Here is a 16483-nt window from a genome sequence, read left to right as displayed (position 1 = left end):
GCGCGCCCTCGGTAGCGTCGGCCCCATGACGGCATCCCGCACCCGCCTCGAACGGCTCTGGCACCGGCCCTTCCGCAGGTCCGATCGCAGGTGCGCGATGCCCGAGGCCCAGGGCACCCGGCTGCCCGGGCTCGCCGGCGACCCGTACCGGCCCGCCCGCCCCCACCCGGCGCCGACCGTGCGGGCCGGGGAGGCGGCGTCCCGGCTGTCCCTGCCGGACGGGACCGGGCTGGTGCTGCGCCCCGCCGGGCCGGACGACAAGGCGGCGGCCCTGGCGATGCACCAGCGCTGCTCCCCCGCCGCGCTGCGGCTGCGCTACCACGGGCCGGTCCGGGACGCCGGCCGTTACCTGGACCACCTGCTGGACCCGCGGCACGGCCGCAGCCTGGTCGTGGCCGCCCCGGACGGGCGGATCCTCGCGCTCGGACACCTGATGTGGGACGGCGGGGAGGCGGAGTTGGCCGTACTGGTCGAGGACGCCTGGCAGCGGCGCGGGCTGGGCCTGGCACTGCTGCGGCGGCTGACCGCGGCGGCCCGGGCGGCCGGGATCGGCGCGGTGTACGCGGTGACCCAGGCCGCCAACGCCGGGCTGGTCGCCGCGATGCGCGGGCTGGCGGCGCCGCTGGACTTCCGCCACGAGGACGGCACCCTGGTGATCACCGCCACCCTGGCCGCCGGAGCCGCGGCCGCCCCCACGCCCGCGCCCTTCCCGGGCCGCTGATCATTTCTTCACCACATCCTTACCGGATGCCCGGGAAACCCGGGACCGGCGGCGGAGCGTCCCCGGGGAAACGAAGGTCCCTCCGTACACCGCCGTTCTTGACGGTACGTCAGCGGAGCCCGCGGCCGCGTCGCAGCAGGCGACGCGGGGTCCGGATCGTCCGGTCGGGCGACGGAGTCGGTAGGCTGACCCCGTCCCCGCCGCCCGACGGCCCGTTATCCGGCCAACGGGCGGTGCCGCAGCAAGGAGGAACCACTGAGCATGGCAGGCACCGAATCGGAGCCCACAGGCGCACGCGACGCCTCGCTGCCGGCCCGCGCCAAGATCGCGGTCACGGCCGGCAAGGTCGCCGCCGCCGTGTCCCGTAAGGCCGGTCGCGGAAGCGGCTCGGTGATCGGCGGCAAGGTCGCCCTCAGGCTCGACCCCGATCTGCTCGCCACCCTCGCCGACCACCTCGACGTCGTCCTGGTCAGCGCGACCAACGGCAAGACCACCACCACCCGCCTGATCGCCGAGGCGCTGCGCGCCGCCGGCCCGGTGGTCTCCAACGCCCTGGGCGCCAACATGCCGGCCGGCATCACCTCCGCGCTGGCCGGTGGCACGGACGCCCGCTTCGGCGTGATCGAGGTCGACGAGAAGTACCTGGCGACGGTCGCCCGCGACACCCACCCCAAGGCGATCGCCCTGCTCAACCTCTCCCGTGACCAGCTCGACCGCGCCGCCGAGACCCGCATGATGGCGGAGAAGTGGCGCGAGGGCCTCCAGGACACCGAGGCCGTGGTCATCGCCAACGCCGACGACCCGCTGGTGACCTGGGCGGCCTCCTCCTGCAAGAAGGTGGTCTGGGTGGCCGCCGGACAGGCCTGGAAGGAGGACGCCTGGTCCTGCCCCGCGTGCGGCGGTGTGATGCAGCGCCCGGGCGACGACTGGTTCTGCCAGGAGTGCGGCTTCCGGCGTCCCAACCCGCACTGGGCGCTCCAGGGCACCCACGTGATCGATCCGCAGCGCGGCGCCTGGCCGATCCAGCTGCAGCTGCCCGGCCGGGCCAACCTGGCCAACGCCACCAGCTCGGCCGCCGTCGCCGCCGTGTTCGGCGTCTCCCCGCAGGTCGCGCTGGAGCGGATGCGCTCGGTGACCGCCGTGGCCGGCCGCTACGACGTGGTCCAGTACCAGGGCCGGGACATCCGGCTGCTGCTCGCGAAGAACCCGGCCGGCTGGCTGGAGACCTTCTCGCTGATCGACGGCCCGCCGGCGCCGGTCCTGCTCTCGGTCAACGCCCTCGACGCCGACGGCACCGACACCTCCTGGCTGTGGGACGTCGACTACGAGCGCCTCGCCGGGCACCCGGTCTTCGTGATGGGCCAGCGCAAGCTGGACCTGGCCGTCCGCCTGGAGGTCGCCGGGCTGCAGTTCCACGTGGTGGACACCCTGGAGCAGGCCGTCCGGATGGCCCCGCCCGGCCGGATCGAGGCCATCGCCAACTACACCGCCTTCCAGCAGCTGCGGAAGGTCGTGGCCGGCTGATGCCGCGCCCGCACACCAGTCTTTTCGTGACGGAAGGCCTTCGAGGATGAGTGAGAGCAGCCTGCGCGTGGTCTGGGTCTACCCGGACCTGCTCAGCACCTACGGCGACCGGGGCAACGCCCTGGTCGTGGAGCGCCGGGCCCGCCAGCGCCACCTCAACGTGACCCGGATCGACGTCCGGTCCGACCAGGCGGTCCCCACCAGCGGGGACATCTACCTGATCGGCGGCGGCGAGGACCGTCCGCAGCGGCTGGCCGCCGAGCGGCTGCGCGCCGACAGCGGCCTGGTGCGGGCCGCCGAGAACGGCGCCATCATCTTCGGCGTCTGCGCCGGTTTCCAGATCATGGGCCACGAGTTCGTCAACGACCTCGGCGAGCGCGAGCAGGGCCTGGGCCTGCTGGACGTCTGGACCACCCGCGGCGAGGGCGCCCGCTGCGTCGGCGACGTGCTGGCCGACATCGACCCGCGCCTCGGCCTGCCGCAGCTGACCGGCTTCGAGAACCACCAGGGCGTCACCCACCTCGGCCAGGGCGTCCAGCCGTTCGCGACCGTCACCGTCGGCCGGGGCAACGGCACCGGTGACGGCACCGAGGGCGCCTGGCGGGACACCGTCTTCGGCACCTACATGCACGGCCCGGTGCTGGCCCGCAATCCTGCCGTCGCCGACATGCTGATCCGGCTGGCGCTGGACGTCAACGCCCTGCCGCCGGCCGACACCACCTGGTACGACGCGCTGCGCGCCGAGCGCATCGCCGCCACGACGCGCCCCGCGTAGTACCGGGCGGTCGTACGCGGTAGTACCGAAGTAGTACCCAACGACGCACCCCGCGTCGTACGCCCGCACGCCCCGCCCGGGTGCCCGCGATGCGGTCACCCGGCCCGCGGGCGGCCCCGGACGTACGACAATGGGGCTGCCGGCTGCACACCCTCCTCGGCAGCAGGCTTCACTTCCGCGCGGGGGCGCCGACGGCGCCGCTCCCGCGTCGGCTCCTGCCCGGCCGGACCAGGGGCCGTATGCTCGACTTCACGGCCGTTTCCGGGCCTTCTGTCCGGATCGGCCGGTCCTTCACCCCGCGGCCACCTCCCCGCCATCCCGGTGTGGGGGCGCCTCGTTACGGTGTCGGCTCGTCGTCCCAGCCTGTGGTCCGGCCGTTCCTCGGTTCTGCTCGGGAGTTGCAAAGCTAATGCGTATCGGAGTGCTGACCAGCGGCGGTGACTGCCCCGGCCTGAACGCGGTGATCCGTTCCGTGGTGCACCGGGGGGTGGTCGACCACGGCGACGAGATCATCGGGTTCGAGGACGGTTGGCGCGGTTTCCTGGAAGGGCACCACCGCCCCCTGACCCTGGACTCGGTGGGCGGCATCCTCGCCCAGGGCGGCACCATCCTCGGTTCCTCCCGGGTGCAGCCGAGCCACCTGCGCGACGGCGTCGAGCGGGCCAAGAAGTACTGCTCGGACCTCGGCCTGGACGCGGTGATCCCGATCGGCGGCGAGGGCACGCTGAAGGCCGCCAAGCTGATGAGCGACGCGGGCCTGCCGATCGTCGGCGTGCCGAAGACCATCGACAACGACATCGCCGCCACCGACGTGACCTTCGGCTTCGACACCGCCGTGTCCGTCGCCACCGAGGCGCTGGACCGGCTGAAGACCACCGCGGAATCCCACCAGCGGGTCATGGTCGTCGAGGTCATGGGCCGGCACACCGGCTGGATCGCGCTGAACGCGGGCATGGCGGCCGGCGCCCACGCCATCGTCGTCCCCGAGCGCCCGTTCCACATCGAGAAGCTGACCGCCGTCGTCCGCGAGCGCTTCGACCGGCAGAAGAAGTTCGCCATCGTGGTCTGCGCCGAGGGCGCCAAGCCCGAGCCCGGCACCATGCACTGGGAGGAGGGCACCAAGGACATCTACGGCCACGAGCGCTTCACCGGGATCGCCACCCAGCTCTCCCGCGAGCTGGAGCACCGCCTCGGCAAGGAGGCCCGCCCGGTGATCCTCGGCCACACCCAGCGCGGCGGCACCCCCACGGCCTACGACCGGGTGCTCGCCACCCGCTTCGGCTGGCACGCCGTCGAGGCCGTCCACAAGGGCGCCTTCGGGCACATCACGGCGCTGCAGGGCACCAACATCAACCTGGTGCCGCTGGCCGAGGCGGTCGCCGAGCTGAAGACCGTCCCGCAGGAGCGCTACCAGGAGGCCGAGACGGTCATCTGACGGCATCCGCATCCGCGGGGGAGCCCCCGGCCGGGCGGCCGGGGGCTCCCGCACGCCCGGCGGGCGGTCCCGCCGCCCTCCGGTTAGCGTGGGCCGGGGCGCGTGGCGGCACGCCCCGGGAGCCCACCCGGCGGAGGGACGACGGCCCGTGGAGATCCTGGCGTACGGAGTGCAGGCCGATGAACGGCCGCTGCTGGAACGGGCCTTCGCGGGCCGGCACGAGCTGCGCTGCCTGGACGTGTTCCTCAACCGCGACACCGCCCCGCTCGCCGCCGGGGCCCCGGCCGTCAGCAGCAGCGTCAACGCCGTGCTGGACGCCGAGACGCTCGCCCTGCTGTCCGCCGGCGGCACCAAGCTGATCGCCCAGCGCTCCACCGGCTTCAACAACATCGACCTGGAGGCCGCCGCCCACCTCGGCCTCACCATCGCCCGGGTCGCCTACTACAGCCCGTACGCCGTCGCCGAGCACGCCTGGGCCCTCGCCCTCGCCGTCAACCGCCGTCTCACCCGCGCCGCCAGCCGCACCCGCGAGTTCGACTTCCGCCTGGACGGGCTGCTCGGCCGGGACGTCCACGGGATGACCGTCGGAGTGGTCGGCACCGGCAAGATCGGCGAGTGCTTCACCCGGATCGCGGCCGGCTTCGGCACCACACTGCTCGGCTGGGACATCGTCGAGAACCCGGGCTGCCTCGAACTCGGCATGCACTACACCGACTTGCCCGAGCTCCTCTCCCGCGCCGACCTGATCAGCCTGCACGTCCCCCTCGTCCCGGCCACCCACCACCTCATCGACACCGCCGCCCTGGCCCGGATGAAGGACGACGCCATCCTCATCAACTCCAGCCGCGGCGGCCTCATCGACAGCACCGCCCTCGTCAAGACCCTCCGCGCCGGCCGCCTGTCCGGCGTCGGCCTCGACGTCTACGAAGAAGAGACCGGCGTCTTCTTCACCGACCGCTCCATCCACGGCATCACCGACGACATCCTCGCCCGCCTGGTCACCTTCCCCCAGGTCCTGGTCACCAGCCACCAGGCCTACTTCACCCGCACCGCCGTCGGCCAGATCATCGACGCCACCGCCCGCAACATCGACGACTTCGCCGCCGGACGCACCAACGAGAACACCCTGGTCTCACACACGTGACCTCGCAAGGAGCCAGACGGTCCCGACACGTTCATGGACCCACCGAGGAGTGCCTCCTTCAACGCACCCTCGCTGCCGTAACCCTGCCGCAGCCCATTGCAGCTCGCTGGAGGCCCGGTGGCCAGGCCTCTCAACCGACGTCGCAAGGAGCAGCCTGACCACCCGCGAACCGCAGCCCCCGGGCGCCGAAGGGGGCAGGTTCGGGAGAAGGAGAGCGACAGAGGGACGACTCAGGACGCGGACGGTTTGATCTCCCCCGCAAAGACGATGACCTGGTCGATGAGGCTCCGCCGCAGATGGACGACGTCCGTCCCCGCCAGGCGGGGACCTCCGTCCGGCGTGGTGAAGACCCACTGGTACCGGGCCCACTCGTCAGGCATGTCCACCTCCGAGCAGCGCACCATCGTGCCGGTCCCCGCCGGGTGGCGCCGGATGTCCAGCACGAACCGCTCGACCGCCGCGATTCCTTCGCTGCGACCCAACGGCCCCCAGAAGACCACGTCCGAGGTCAGAGCCTGGGAGAGCAGGGCAGTCACATAGCTGTCGTCCGAGGCGTTGAACGCGGAGATGAACGTGTCGATCGCTGAGCGTGCAATCTCTTCCTGCATCCCCTAGTAATACCAGCCGTTTCGCGTGCGCCCCTCCCGCGGGCCGCCTTCCGGTCACGGTGAACCATCCCGGCCACAGCACGAGGAGCTCATTCGGTCGGCGCGAGCTCGCCCGCCAGTTGGCGCAGCTCTTGCCCGAACTCGGGGTTGGCGAGCGCCGCCGCGAACTGGGCGCGCAGGTAGGCGGCGGGGTTGCCGGTGTCGTACCAGGTGCCGGCGATGACCTGCCCGTAGACGGCGCGACGCGACGCGTAGGCGTTGATGGCGTCGGTCAGGTAGACCTCGTCCTCCGGATTCTCGTGCCAGCGGCGGGTGAGTTCGCGCAGTTCGTCGACGATGCCCGGGGTGATGACGTACCCGCCGATGGCGGCGTAGGAGGACGGGGCGTCGACCGGCTTGGGCTTCTCCACCAGGCCGGCGATCCGCAGCGACCCGCCCCCGAGGTCCTCCTTCACCACCGGCACGCCGTAGCGGTAGGAGTCCTCGGGGGTCATCGGCATCAGCGCCAGCACCGGCGCGTTGGTCTGCTCGTACGCCCTGATCAGCTGCTGCGCGCGGGGCACCTCGGCCACGAACACGTCGTCCGGCCACAGCACCAGGCAGGGCTCGTCCCCGAAGTGCCGGGCGGCGTTGAGCACCGGGGTGCCGTTGCCGTACGGGCCGTGCTGGTAGAGGTAGCTGATGTGACCCCTGCGGGACAGCTCGCCGACCTCCTCGACGGCGTCCGCGAACGCCGACTTGCCGTCCCGGCGCAGCTGGTCGACCAGCACCGGGTTAGGGCGGAAGTGCTCCTGGATCAGCCCCTTGTCGCCGTTGACGACGATGGTGATGTCGGTGATGCCGCTCTCGATCAGCTCGCGCACGGTGTGCTCGATCACCGGCTTGTCGCCGACCGGCAGCATCTCCTTCGGGATGGCCTTGGTCAGCGGCAGCAGGCGGGAGCCGAGCCCGGCGGCGGGGATGACGGCTCGACGGATCGTCCTGGGGGCCATGTGGTGCTCTCTCACGTCGACGGTGCTGCGCCGCGGTCGAGCGGCGGCGGGTCCGACGCTACCAAGAATGACGGCATGATCACTCACCGTGGACGCGGGGGGGATGACGGTGCCGACCCCCCCCCCCCCCGCACCGGCCGTTTGGACCGGACCGTTCGCTCAGGCCGTGTAGCCGCCGTCCACCGCGAGGGCGGTGCCGGTGACGTAGCGGCCGCCGGGGCCGGCCAGGAAGGCGACGGCGGCGGCGATGTCCCCGGCCTCGCCGAAGCGGTCCAGCGCGGTGAGCGAGCGCTGGAAGGCGGCGGAGTCGCCGTCGGCCGGGTTCATGTCGGTGTCGATCGGGCCCGGGTCGACGACGGCGGCGGTGATCCCACGCGGGCCGAGCTCCCGGGCCAGGCCCTTGGTCAGCCCGATGAGCGCGGTCTTGGCCGTGGCCTGGAGGACGAAGTTCGAGCCGGGGACCCGGCCGTTGAAGCAGGAGCCGATGCTGATGATCCGTCCGCCGTCGCCCATGTGCCGGGCGGCGGCCTGGGCGGCCAGGAACACCGAGCGGACGTCGACGGCGAGCACCCGGTCGAGCTCCTCGACCGACACCTCGTCGAGCGGGCCGTAGGTGCGGAAGCCCGCGTTGTTCACCAGGACGTCGATCCCGCCCAGCTGCCGGACCGTCTCCTCCACCGCACTCGCCGCGGCCTCCGGTTCGACCAGGTCGGCGCGGATCGCCACCGCCCGGCCGCCCCCCGCCTCGATCTCCTCGACGACCGTCAGGGCCTGCTCCTGCGCCCGGACGTAGGTGAGCGCCACCGCCGCCCCCTCGGCCGCCAGTCGCTTGGCCACCGCTGCGCCGATCCCCCGGCTGCCGCCGGTCACCAGGGCCACCTTGCCGGTCAGGTCGCTGCTCATCGTTCTTCCCCCTTCAGTGGATGCCGCGTTCGTCGCCTCTCGAAGGTAGGACCTGACACAGGTGGCAGGTTCAAGCCCTCTCGTACGCGGGCGCCTTCCTACCCGGCTCCTCTCCCGGTTCATCGCCCGGCTCCTCCTCCTCCGGGTCCGTGCCCTTCGCCGGGCGCATCGCCACCGTCAGTACGGCCAGCGCGGCGAACAGCGCGGCCGCGATCAGCCCGTTGACGTGCAGCGCCGCCGTGAACGCCGAGCGGGCGCCGTTCAGCAGTTCGGCGCCCGGCCCGGACGGCAGGTGCCGGGCCGCCTCGACCGCTCCCGCCAGCGAGTCGGAGCCGCCGCCGGTGCGGCCGCGGTAGACCGCCGACGCGACGGTGCCCAGCAGGGCGAAGCCGAGCGAGCCGCCGAAGTAGTTGCCGGTCTCCGACATCGAGGCCGCCGACCCCGCCCGCTCCGGCGGCACCGAGCCGAGGACCAGCCCGGTACCCAGGGCGAACAGCGGCCCGGTGCCCAGCGCCAGCACCGCGATGCCGGTCATCACCAACGGCAGCGAGCCCGCGTCCTGGTCCGCGGCGACCAGCAGCAGGGCCCCCAGCGCGGACAGCGCCAGCCCGCCCGCGATCGCGGTGGTCCGCTCCATCCGGCCGGCCAGCCGCGGCGCGGCCATGGTGCCGGCCGCCACCGCCAGGCCCATCGGGGCGAACAGCACGGCCGAGGCGAACGGCGAGTGGCCCAGCACGCTCTGCAGGTACTGGGTCACCAGCAGGCCGGTGCCGGCCATCGCGGCCCCGGCCAGCACCAACGAGACCAGCACGGCCGTGAACGGGCGGCCGCGCAGCAGGCGCAGGTCCAACAGCGGCCGCTCCGAGCGCAGTTGCCGCCGGACGAAGACGTACCCGATGCCGGTGCCCGCCACCAGGGCCGCCGCCGGGACCAGTGGCGCGCCCCCGGCCGGCAGCTGCTTGATGCCGTACAGCGTCAGCAGCACCGCCGCCAGCGACAGCCCGACCCCGGCCGGGTCCAACCGCCCGGCCGTCCCGCCGCGGGACTCCGGCAGCACGACCGGCCCGGCCGCCAGCAGCAGCGCCATGGCCGGGACGGCGGCCAGGAACACCGACCCCCACCAGAAGTGCTGGAGCAGGAACCCGGCCAGCACCGGGCCCAGCGCCCCGCCCGCGAACTGGCAGGTCGCCCAGACCGCGACGGCCCGTCCGCGTTCGCGCTCGTCCCGGAACATGTTGGTGATCAGCGCGAGCGTGGACGGCGCCAGCGTCGCCCCGGCGACGCCCAGCAGGGCCCGTACGACGATCAGCATCAGCGGGTCGACCGCGAAGGCGGCGACCACCGACAGCAGCCCGAAGGCCGCCGCGCCGCTGAGCAGCAGGCGCCGGCGGCCGATCCGGTCGCCCAGCGTGCCCATGGTGATGACCAGCCCGGCCACCATCAGCCCGTAGCCGTCGCTGATCCACAGCTGCTGGACGCCGGAGGCGCCCAGGTCGGCGCTCAGTCTCGGCAGGGCGAGCAGCAGCGCCGTCATGTCCATCGCGACCAGCAGGGTCGGCAGCATCAGCAGGGCCAGCCCCAGCCGCGCCCGGTCCATTCTCATCTCGGCGACTCCTCCGCCTCGGAAACCTTCCGCCGGGTGGTCGGAGCGGCCGCCGGTTCCTTGACGCCGGGTTCCAGGCACCGGGTTCTGCACCGCGGTGAACGGTGCGACGGGAGTGAAGCCGTGGGAGATTTCTCCGGCGGGGACGTCAAGACGGCGGAGCCGGCTCCGACCGTACGGTCGAGGGGCCCGGACGGGGCCCCGATCACCACGAGGAGTACGCCATGAAGTTCCTGATCAGCCTGCACATCAACCCGGCCGTGCTGGACGCCCTGACCGACGAGGAGAAGGCGGCGATCGGTGCCGGGCACGGGAGGTTCATCGAAGCGCTGAAGTCCTCCGGCGAACTGATCGTCACCCAGGCGCTGGTCGACCCGTCCCAGGCCGCCGTGGTCAGGGTGCGCGACGGCCAGCCGGCGGTCACCGACGGCCCGTTCCTGGAGGCCAAGGAGTTCCTGGGCGGCTTCTACCTGGTCGACTGCGAGGACAAGGAGCGGGCGATCGAGCTCGCCGCGCAGATCCCGGACGCCGCGATCGAGGGGCTGGGCGTCGAGGTGCGCCAGGTGATGTTCTCCGACGGACACTTGGAGGCATGACAGCACCGGACTTCGAGGGCCTGCTGCGTGACCTCACGCCGCAGGTCCTCGGCACCTTGGTACGACGGTACGGCCGATTCGAGGGCTGCGAGGACGCCGTGCAGGAGGCCGTCCTCGCCGCGAGCGTGCAGTGGCCCCGGGAGGGCGTGCCGGACAACCCGCGCGGCTGGCTGGTCACGGTCGCCGCCCGGCGGCTGGTCGACCAGATGCGCAGCGATCACGCCCGCCGCGAGCGCGAGAGCGCGACCACGGCCGCCGAGGTGGTGCCCGAGGACGTGCCGGACACCGACGACACCCTGCTGCTGCTCTTCCTGTGCTGCCACCCGTCGCTGACCGCCGCCTCCCAGACCGCGCTCACCCTGCGCGCGGTCGGCGGGCTCACCACCGCCGAGATCGCCCGGGCGTTCCTGGTGCCGGAGGCCACCATGGCGGCCCGGATCAGCCGGGCCAAGCAGCGGATCCGGGCGGCCGGCAGCTCCTTCCCCCTGCCCGAGGGCGGCGAGCGGGAGGAGCGGCTCCGGGTCGTCCTGCACGTGCTCTACCTGATCTTCAACGAGGGCTACACGGCTTCCTCGGGCAGCGAACTGCACCGCGCCGACCTCGCCCAGGAGGCGATCCGGCTGGCCCGTATGGTGCACGCCCAACTGCCCGAGGACGGCGAGGTGACCGGGCTGCTCGCCCTGATGCTGCTCACCCACGCCCGCCGGGCGGCCCGGACGACGGCAGCGGGCGACCTGGTGCCGCTGGGCGAGCAGGACCGCCGTACCTGGGACCGCGGCCTGCTCGACGAGGGCACCGTGCTGGCCAAGGCCGCCCTGGGCGGCCCCGAGCTGGGCCCGTACCAGCTCCAGGCCGCCATCGCCGCCACCCACGCCGACGCCGCCACCGCCGAGGAGACCGACTGGGCGCAGGTGCACGCCCTCTACCTGATCCTGGAGCGGATCGCCCCCAACCCGATGGTCACCCTCAACCGGGCGGTCTCCCTCGCCGAGCGCGACGGCCCTGAGGCCGGGCTCGCCCTGCTCGCCGCCCTGGACGGGGACCGGCGGATGGCCGGCCACCACCGGCTGCTCTCCGTCCGGGCGCACCTGCTGGAGCGGGCCGGTGACCGGGCGGGCGCGTACGACCACTACCGCCGCGCCGCGAAGGCCACGGCGAGCCTCGCCGAGCAACGGTTCCTGGAGGCGCGGGCCCGCCGACTACAGGCGTCGTAACTACAGGCGTCGTAACTACGGGTGCAGTAACTAAGGGTCGGGGCTGGTCACTACAGCCGTCGTAACTACAAGACGCGGCAACTACAGGTGCAGTAACTGCAGCCGTCGCCACTACGGACGTAGTTCGGCCCGGCTCAGCCCGCCCCGAGCACCGCCCGGTACCAGGGCGCCGCCTCCGCCAGGCGGGCCAGCGGCCCCGGACCGGGCGGGCAGGCGGCCAGCCGCCAGACCTCGCCGCTGCGGTACCAGTGGTCCCGGGCGATCATCGCCAGCTGGCGCTCGGAGACCCGCCCCGGCGTCGTCGCGAGCAGTCGGCGGCACTCGTCCCAGGACAGCGCAGGGCCGTCCAGGGCGGGCAGCAGGCCGAGCCCGGCCAAGGCGTCGAGCAGGTCGCCGCTGCGGACCGGCTCCGGGTGGGCCGCGTGGTGGACGCCCGCCACCGGGGCCGGCACGTCCAGCGCGAGCGCGGTGATCAGCCGGGCCAGGTCCGTGCGGTCCACCAGGGAGATCCGGACGTCACCGCCAGCCCATCGCGCCGGTACCCGCCGGGCCAACTCGGCCAGGCCGGGCACCACCCAGCGGTCGCCCGTCCCGGTGACCAGCGCGGGGCGCAGCACCAGCGCACCCGCCGCCAGGGCGTGGCCCTCACCAAGCAGCCTGGTGCGGCTGGCCTCGGACAGCGGCGCGGCGGGCACCTCGTCGACGCCGATGCCCGCGTGCGGGCCCTCGCCGTACACCGCCGTCGTCGACAGGTGGACGATCCGGCCGATCCCGGCCCGGCCGGCCGCCGCCATCACCGCCGCCGCGCCCCGGTCGTTGACCGCCGCGCACTCCTCGGCGCCGCCGCCGACCCGCGAGGCCAGGTGGAGCAGCACCCCGGCGTCCGCGCACAGCTCGGCCAGCGCCGCCCGGTCGGCGAGGTCGCCGCGCACCCAGGCGGTGTGCCCGTCCGCGACGGGCTCCCCGCGCACCAGCGCCCGCACCGGGACGCCGCGCGCCGCGAGGGCCGCCCGTACGGCCGAGCCGATGAAGCCGGTCGCCCCGGTGAGTGCGACCGTGGTCCGTGCCCCGGGCCGCTGCGACGCCGCCATGGCTGACTCCTCCCTGCCGACCGGCCGGTCAGTCTAGCCACGACGCCGCACGCTGGAGAGCCGCCCGGAGCCGCCGGGAGCCGCTCGTACGGGGCCCGCACGGAGCCCGTACTGAGCTCGCGCCGAGCCCGTACGGGAGGGGGCGGCGGTACGGCCGAGGTAAGGCCCACCTAGGCTGTATGCCAAGCAAAACGGGCGAACCGGACCCCCAGCGGGGACCACGAGGACGGAAAGCAGGACCCGCCGATGGGCGACGGAATGTCAGGAATGCACCACCACGGCGGGATGACCCGACTAGGCCCGTTCAGCCTCTCCCACGTGTGGACCTGGTCCCCGGACTGGGTGTTCCTGCTCGGCGGCCTGGTCGCGCTGGCGCTGTACCTGGTCGGCGTGGTCCGGCTGTACCGGCGCGGCGACCGCTGGCCGATCGGCCGGGTCGTCGGCTGGGTCGCGGGCGTCGCCAGCATGCTGCTGGTCACCTGCAGCGGGCTGAACGACTACGGCATGGTGCTGTTCAGCGCGCACATGATCCAGCACATGGTGCTGTCCATGCTGACGCCGATCCTGCTGCTGCTCGGCGCGCCGATCACCCTCGCCCTGCGCGCCCTGCGCCCGGCGGGCAAGGGGCGGCCGCGCGGGCCGCGCGAGCTGCTGGTGGCGCTGCTGCACAGCCGGTACGTCCGGGTGATCTCGCACCCGGCGTTCACCATCCCGATGTTCATCGCGAGCCTGTACGGGGTCTACTTCACCCCGGCGTTCGACTTCCTGATGCAGTACCGCCTCGGGCACATCTTCATGATGGTCCACTTCCTCATGACGGGTCTGACCTTCTTCTGGCCGATCATGGGCGTGGACCCGGGCCCGCACCGCCCCGGGCACGTGATGCGGATCATCGAGCTGTTCATGGGGATGCCGTTCCACGCCTTCTTCGGCGTGGCGGTGATGATGGCCAGCCACCCGCTGGTCTCCACCTTCACCGTCCAGGCCGCACCGCCCGGGACGGACCTGCTGGAGGACCAGAAGCTGGCCGGCGGCATCACCTGGGCATTCGGCGAGATCCCGACCGCACTCGTGCTGATCGCGCTGGTCTACCAGTGGATGGGCTCCGAGCAGCGGCAGGCCCGCCGCCGCGACCGCGCCGAGGACCGCAGCGGTGACGCCGAGCTGGAGGCGTACAACGCCTACCTGGCCTCGCTCCACAAGGGCGGCGGCCGGCGCCCGGCGGCCCCCGCCTCCCCTGCCGCGCCCACCACCCCGGCGGCGGACGCCGGCTGAGCCCCACTGCCCGGAGCGCCCCGGAACCCCTGGAGCCCACGTCCTCCCCGCGGACGTGGGCTCCGTCGTACCGCCCTCCTCCCGCGCCCCGGAACGGTGCCGCCACCGGCCGCGTTCGACGGATATGCGCGCCCTGCTCCCACCCGCCGCCCTGCTCGGCGGGTACGTCCTGCTCTGGTTGCTCGGCTTCCTCGCCTGCGCGCTGCACCAGCGCCGCCGTCCGGTTCCGCTCGGCGCCGACTACCTGGTGGTCCTGGGCGCAGCGCTGGACGGCTGCGTGCCCGCGCCGACCCTGGCGGCCCGGCTGGACGCCGCGCTGGACCGCCTCGCCGCCGAGGAGGCCGCCGGGCACGCCCCGCTGCTGCTGGTGACCGGCGGCAAGGGCCCGCACGAGCAGTGCACCGAGGCCGGCGCGATGGCCCGCTACCTGATCTCCCGGGGCGTCCCGGCCGAGCGGATCCGGCGCGAGGAGCGGGCCGTGAACACCGCCGAGAACCTGCGCTTCGGCGCCGCCCTGATGGCCGCCGAGCGCCCCGGCTACCGCTGCACCGTCGTCACGAGCGGCTTCCACACCGTCCGCTCCGCCCTCGCCGCCCGCCGGGCCGGCGCCCCCGGCCGGGTGCTCGGCGCGGACGGGCCGCTCGCGCACGGCCCCTACCAGCTGCTGCGCGAGGCGGTCGGCACGGCCCTCGCGCTGCCGCGCGCCAACGGTGCCGCGCTCCTGCTGCTGACCGGCACCGGCGTGGTGCTGGGCCTGGCCTGAACGGGCCATGGGATCACGCCGCCCGGTCGGTCAGTATGAGGAACGAGGACCGAGTGCGCAGGGGGCGGGCGTGGCGGGATCGGAGAACGGCTGGAGCCCACTCCAGCGGATCGGTGGCGCGATCAGCGCGTCGGCCTTCGCGACGGCCGTGGTGGTGGCCGGCCAGGCCGCCCTGGACTGGGCGTTGGACGACCCGGCCTGGCTCGGCGCGCGCCTCTGGGTCGTCGGCCCGGCGCTGGTGGTGGGTCTGCTCGGCCTGGTACCGGCGCTGGGCTGGGCCGAGGCGGGCACGGGCCTGGTGCTGTTCCTGTTCTTCGCGGTCCCGGCCGTCCTCGACACCGCGCTGGCCACCACGGACGCCCAGGACGTCCGCCGGTGGCTGCGCACCGAGCAGTCGGTGACCGTCACCCTCAACGGCTGCCGCCACTCGGGCTACCGGACGGACACCGTCGACAACTACCCGGTCACCAGCGACGTCCACACCTGCACCTACTCGTGGACGGCCGGGGGCCGGGACTGGGAGCAGGTCCGCACCACCGACGAGGACCACCGCGACGGCTACCGGACCAGGATGTGGACGGACCCGTCGACCGGGGAGCTCTCCGACCACGACGCCTTCGGCATCGCCGTCAAGGTCCTCCTGACCGTCATCGTCGCCGTGCCCGCCGTGGTCTTCGGCCTCGGCACGGTCCTCCTGCTGCACGAATCCCGGCTGTTCCACCGCCCCGCCCGGGAGGTCCGCGACGCGGCCTGACACCCGGGGCCGTACGCGGGGCCCGTGCGACACGCGGGACGGCCCCACTCGCGGGGCTTGGATTTCAGGGGTCGTCGCAACACCACTTGGTTTTAGGTGGTGAGTAGATCACGTAGACGCTCGGCTGGGGTATCCCAGTCGAGCGTCTTGCGTGGGCGGCCGTTGAGTTCCTGGGCGACGTGTTCGAGGTCCTCGGGGCTGTGGACGCTCAGATCGGTGCCCTTGGGGAAGTACTGCCGGAGCAGTCCGTTCGTGTTCTCGTTCGAGCCGCGCTGCCAGGGCGAGGCCGGATCGCAGAAGTAGACGGGCATACCGGTGGCCATGCTGAACTGCTTGTGGCGTGCCATTTCGCTGCCCTGGTCCCAGGTGAGGGAGCCGCGCAGGTGGGCGGGCAGGGCCTGGATCGTGGTGACGAGGCCGTCGCGGACGGTCTCGGCGTCGTGGGCTCCGCCCGGCAGGTGGACCAGTATGGTGTAGCGGGTGCTGCGCTCGACCAGGGTGGCGATCGCGGAACGGCCGCCCGCGCCGATGATGAGGTCGCCTTCCCAGTGACCGGGCACGGCCCGGTCCTCGATGTCGGCGGGGCGATCGCTGATCATCACCATCGGGTCGATGAACCGGGGCGTGCGCCGTTCAGGGTCCCGGCGTGGCTTGCGACGGGTCCGGCCGGAACGGACGGCGGCCTGGACTTCCCGTTCCAGGCCGCCGCGGGCCTGGAAGTACAGCGCCTGGTAGATCGTCTCCACGCTCACCCGCATGCTCTCGTCGTCGGGATACTCCTTGCGTAGAGCGTTGCAGATCTGCTCCGGTGACCACCGCCTGCGCAGTTGGTCCTGGACGAACCGGCGCAGTCGGCCTTCACGCAGCAGTTTGCGTTCCTTGGGGCGGGGCCTGCGCGCGGCGGCCGCCCGGCGCGCGACGCCCCCGGCCCGCAGCCGCTCGTACTCGTCCCGCCCAGGATGCCTGCGCGGCACGCGCTCCGAACGCCGCCCGGCCTTCCTGGCCCAGCCGAAAGCGGTATTCCGGTTCACCCCCAGCTCACGCGCCACCACGGTCACGTTCCCCACGACATCCAGCCGCGCAAC

At 73.3% G+C, this 16483-nt stretch carries 16 protein-coding genes; 10 read left to right on the top strand and 6 right to left on the bottom strand.

All coding sequences use genetic code 11. The annotated features are described in order from the left end of the window. Positions 1–25 precede the first annotated feature (25 nt). The 5 genes from ACFV1W_RS07305 (at position 26) to ACFV1W_RS07285 (ending at position 5599) form a co-directional block, all read left to right on the top strand. Complete coding sequence (locus tag ACFV1W_RS07305) at positions 26–721, top strand: GNAT family N-acetyltransferase (RefSeq protein ID WP_380413932.1); 696 nt, start codon at positions 26–28, stop codon at positions 719–721. A gap of 261 nt (positions 722–982) precedes the next feature. Continuing rightward, on the top strand, positions 983–2245 hold the full coding sequence (locus tag ACFV1W_RS07300) for a MurT ligase domain-containing protein (RefSeq protein WP_380413930.1): 1263 nt from the start codon (positions 983–985) through the stop codon (positions 2243–2245). Positions 2246–2291: 46 nt separating this feature from the next. Beyond that, positions 2292–3020 (top strand): type 1 glutamine amidotransferase, encoded by a 729-nt coding sequence (locus ACFV1W_RS07295; RefSeq protein ID WP_380413929.1) that lies wholly within the window; start codon positions 2292–2294, stop codon positions 3018–3020. A gap of 409 nt (positions 3021–3429) precedes the next feature. Beyond that, on the top strand, positions 3430–4455 hold the full coding sequence (locus tag ACFV1W_RS07290) for a 6-phosphofructokinase (RefSeq protein ID WP_380413927.1): 1026 nt from the start codon (positions 3430–3432) through the stop codon (positions 4453–4455). 148 nt (positions 4456–4603) lie between these two features. Beyond that, entirely contained in the window at positions 4604–5599 is a 996-nt protein-coding gene (locus tag ACFV1W_RS07285; RefSeq protein WP_380413926.1) for a 2-hydroxyacid dehydrogenase, read from the top strand. A 230-nt stretch (positions 5600–5829) separates the two neighbouring features. On the opposite strand, the gene ACFV1W_RS07280 is transcribed toward ACFV1W_RS07285, so the two are convergent. The 4 genes from ACFV1W_RS07280 to ACFV1W_RS07265 all read right to left on the bottom strand — a co-directional run bounded on the left by ACFV1W_RS07280 (position 5830) and on the right by ACFV1W_RS07265 (position 9705). After that, on the bottom strand, positions 5830–6207 hold the full coding sequence (locus ACFV1W_RS07280) for a nuclear transport factor 2 family protein (protein WP_380413924.1): 378 nt from the start codon (positions 6205–6207) through the stop codon (positions 5830–5832). 89 nt (positions 6208–6296) lie between these two features. Then, positions 6297–7199, bottom strand: a complete 903-nt coding sequence (locus tag ACFV1W_RS07275) for a UTP--glucose-1-phosphate uridylyltransferase (RefSeq protein ID WP_380413923.1) — start codon at positions 7197–7199, stop codon at positions 6297–6299. A 159-nt stretch (positions 7200–7358) separates the two neighbouring features. Beyond that, on the bottom strand, positions 7359–8102 hold the full coding sequence (locus ACFV1W_RS07270) for a 3-oxoacyl-ACP reductase family protein (protein ID WP_380413921.1): 744 nt from the start codon (positions 8100–8102) through the stop codon (positions 7359–7361). Between the two features lie 70 nt (positions 8103–8172). Then, positions 8173–9705: an MFS transporter gene (locus ACFV1W_RS07265; protein ID WP_380413919.1), complete on the bottom strand. Its 1533-nt coding sequence runs from the start codon at positions 9703–9705 to the stop codon at positions 8173–8175. A gap of 224 nt (positions 9706–9929) precedes the next feature. Here ACFV1W_RS07265 and ACFV1W_RS07260 point away from each other — a divergent pair, with 224 nt between their 5' ends. Then, positions 9930–10301: a YciI family protein gene (locus tag ACFV1W_RS07260; protein WP_380413917.1), complete on the top strand. Its 372-nt coding sequence runs from the start codon at positions 9930–9932 to the stop codon at positions 10299–10301. Next, entirely contained in the window at positions 10298–11515 is a 1218-nt protein-coding gene (locus ACFV1W_RS07255; RefSeq protein WP_380413916.1) for an RNA polymerase sigma factor, read from the top strand. The genes ACFV1W_RS07260 and ACFV1W_RS07255 overlap by 4 nt, the downstream gene beginning before the upstream one ends. 134 nt (positions 11516–11649) lie before the next feature. On the opposite strand, the gene ACFV1W_RS07250 is transcribed toward ACFV1W_RS07255, so the two are convergent. Then, a complete protein-coding gene (locus ACFV1W_RS07250) occupies positions 11650–12606 on the bottom strand; it encodes an NAD-dependent epimerase/dehydratase family protein (protein WP_380413914.1) in 957 nt (318 codons plus the stop codon). A 267-nt stretch (positions 12607–12873) separates the two neighbouring features. Here ACFV1W_RS07250 and ACFV1W_RS07245 point away from each other — a divergent pair, with 267 nt between their 5' ends. The 3 genes from ACFV1W_RS07245 (at position 12874) to ACFV1W_RS07235 (ending at position 15398) form a co-directional block, all read left to right on the top strand. Next, positions 12874–13881 (top strand): cytochrome c oxidase assembly protein, encoded by a 1008-nt coding sequence (locus ACFV1W_RS07245; RefSeq protein ID WP_380413976.1) that lies wholly within the window; start codon positions 12874–12876, stop codon positions 13879–13881. 124 nt (positions 13882–14005) lie between these two features. After that, positions 14006–14644 carry a YdcF family protein gene (locus ACFV1W_RS07240; RefSeq protein WP_380413912.1) on the top strand — a complete coding sequence of 213 codons (639 nt, stop codon included), beginning with the start codon at positions 14006–14008 and terminating at the stop codon, positions 14642–14644. Between the two features lie 70 nt (positions 14645–14714). Further along, complete coding sequence (locus tag ACFV1W_RS07235; RefSeq protein WP_380413910.1) at positions 14715–15398, top strand: hypothetical protein; 684 nt, start codon at positions 14715–14717, stop codon at positions 15396–15398. A gap of 92 nt (positions 15399–15490) precedes the next feature. Here ACFV1W_RS07235 and ACFV1W_RS07230 read toward each other — a convergent pair whose 3' ends face one another. Then, positions 15491–16456 carry an IS30 family transposase gene (locus ACFV1W_RS07230; RefSeq protein WP_380413974.1) on the bottom strand — a complete coding sequence of 322 codons (966 nt, stop codon included), beginning with the start codon at positions 16454–16456 and terminating at the stop codon, positions 15491–15493. Positions 16457–16483 lie beyond the last annotated feature (27 nt).

The sequence above is a fragment of the Kitasatospora sp. NPDC059648 genome (assembly GCF_042734825.1).
GTDB lineage: Bacteria > Actinomycetota > Actinomycetes > Streptomycetales > Streptomycetaceae > Kitasatospora.
Note: the sequence above shows the minus strand (reverse complement) of the source record. Positions and strands in the feature narration are given on the sequence as shown.

Coding starts and splice junctions, on each gene's coding strand:
- ACFV1W_RS07305 (WP_380413932.1), top strand. CDS start 26: ATGACGGCATCCCGCACCCGCCTCGAACGGCTCTGGCACCGGCCCTTC.
- ACFV1W_RS07300 (WP_380413930.1), top strand. CDS start 983: ATGGCAGGCACCGAATCGGAGCCCACAGGCGCACGCGACGCCTCGCTG.
- ACFV1W_RS07295 (WP_380413929.1), top strand. CDS start 2,292: ATGAGTGAGAGCAGCCTGCGCGTGGTCTGGGTCTACCCGGACCTGCTC.
- ACFV1W_RS07290 (WP_380413927.1), top strand. CDS start 3,430: ATGCGTATCGGAGTGCTGACCAGCGGCGGTGACTGCCCCGGCCTGAAC.
- ACFV1W_RS07280 (WP_380413924.1), bottom strand. CDS start 6,207: ATGCAGGAAGAGATTGCACGCTCAGCGATCGACACGTTCATCTCCGCG.
- ACFV1W_RS07275 (WP_380413923.1), bottom strand. CDS start 7,199: ATGGCCCCCAGGACGATCCGTCGAGCCGTCATCCCCGCCGCCGGGCTC.
- ACFV1W_RS07270 (WP_380413921.1), bottom strand. CDS start 8,102: ATGAGCAGCGACCTGACCGGCAAGGTGGCCCTGGTGACCGGCGGCAGC.
- ACFV1W_RS07265 (WP_380413919.1), bottom strand. CDS start 9,705: ATGAGAATGGACCGGGCGCGGCTGGGGCTGGCCCTGCTGATGCTGCCG.
- ACFV1W_RS07260 (WP_380413917.1), top strand. CDS start 9,930: ATGAAGTTCCTGATCAGCCTGCACATCAACCCGGCCGTGCTGGACGCC.
- ACFV1W_RS07255 (WP_380413916.1), top strand. CDS start 10,298: ATGACAGCACCGGACTTCGAGGGCCTGCTGCGTGACCTCACGCCGCAG.
- ACFV1W_RS07250 (WP_380413914.1), bottom strand. CDS start 12,606: ATGGCGGCGTCGCAGCGGCCCGGGGCACGGACCACGGTCGCACTCACC.
- ACFV1W_RS07245 (WP_380413976.1), top strand. CDS start 12,874: ATGCACCACCACGGCGGGATGACCCGACTAGGCCCGTTCAGCCTCTCC.
- ACFV1W_RS07240 (WP_380413912.1), top strand. CDS start 14,006: ATGCGCGCCCTGCTCCCACCCGCCGCCCTGCTCGGCGGGTACGTCCTG.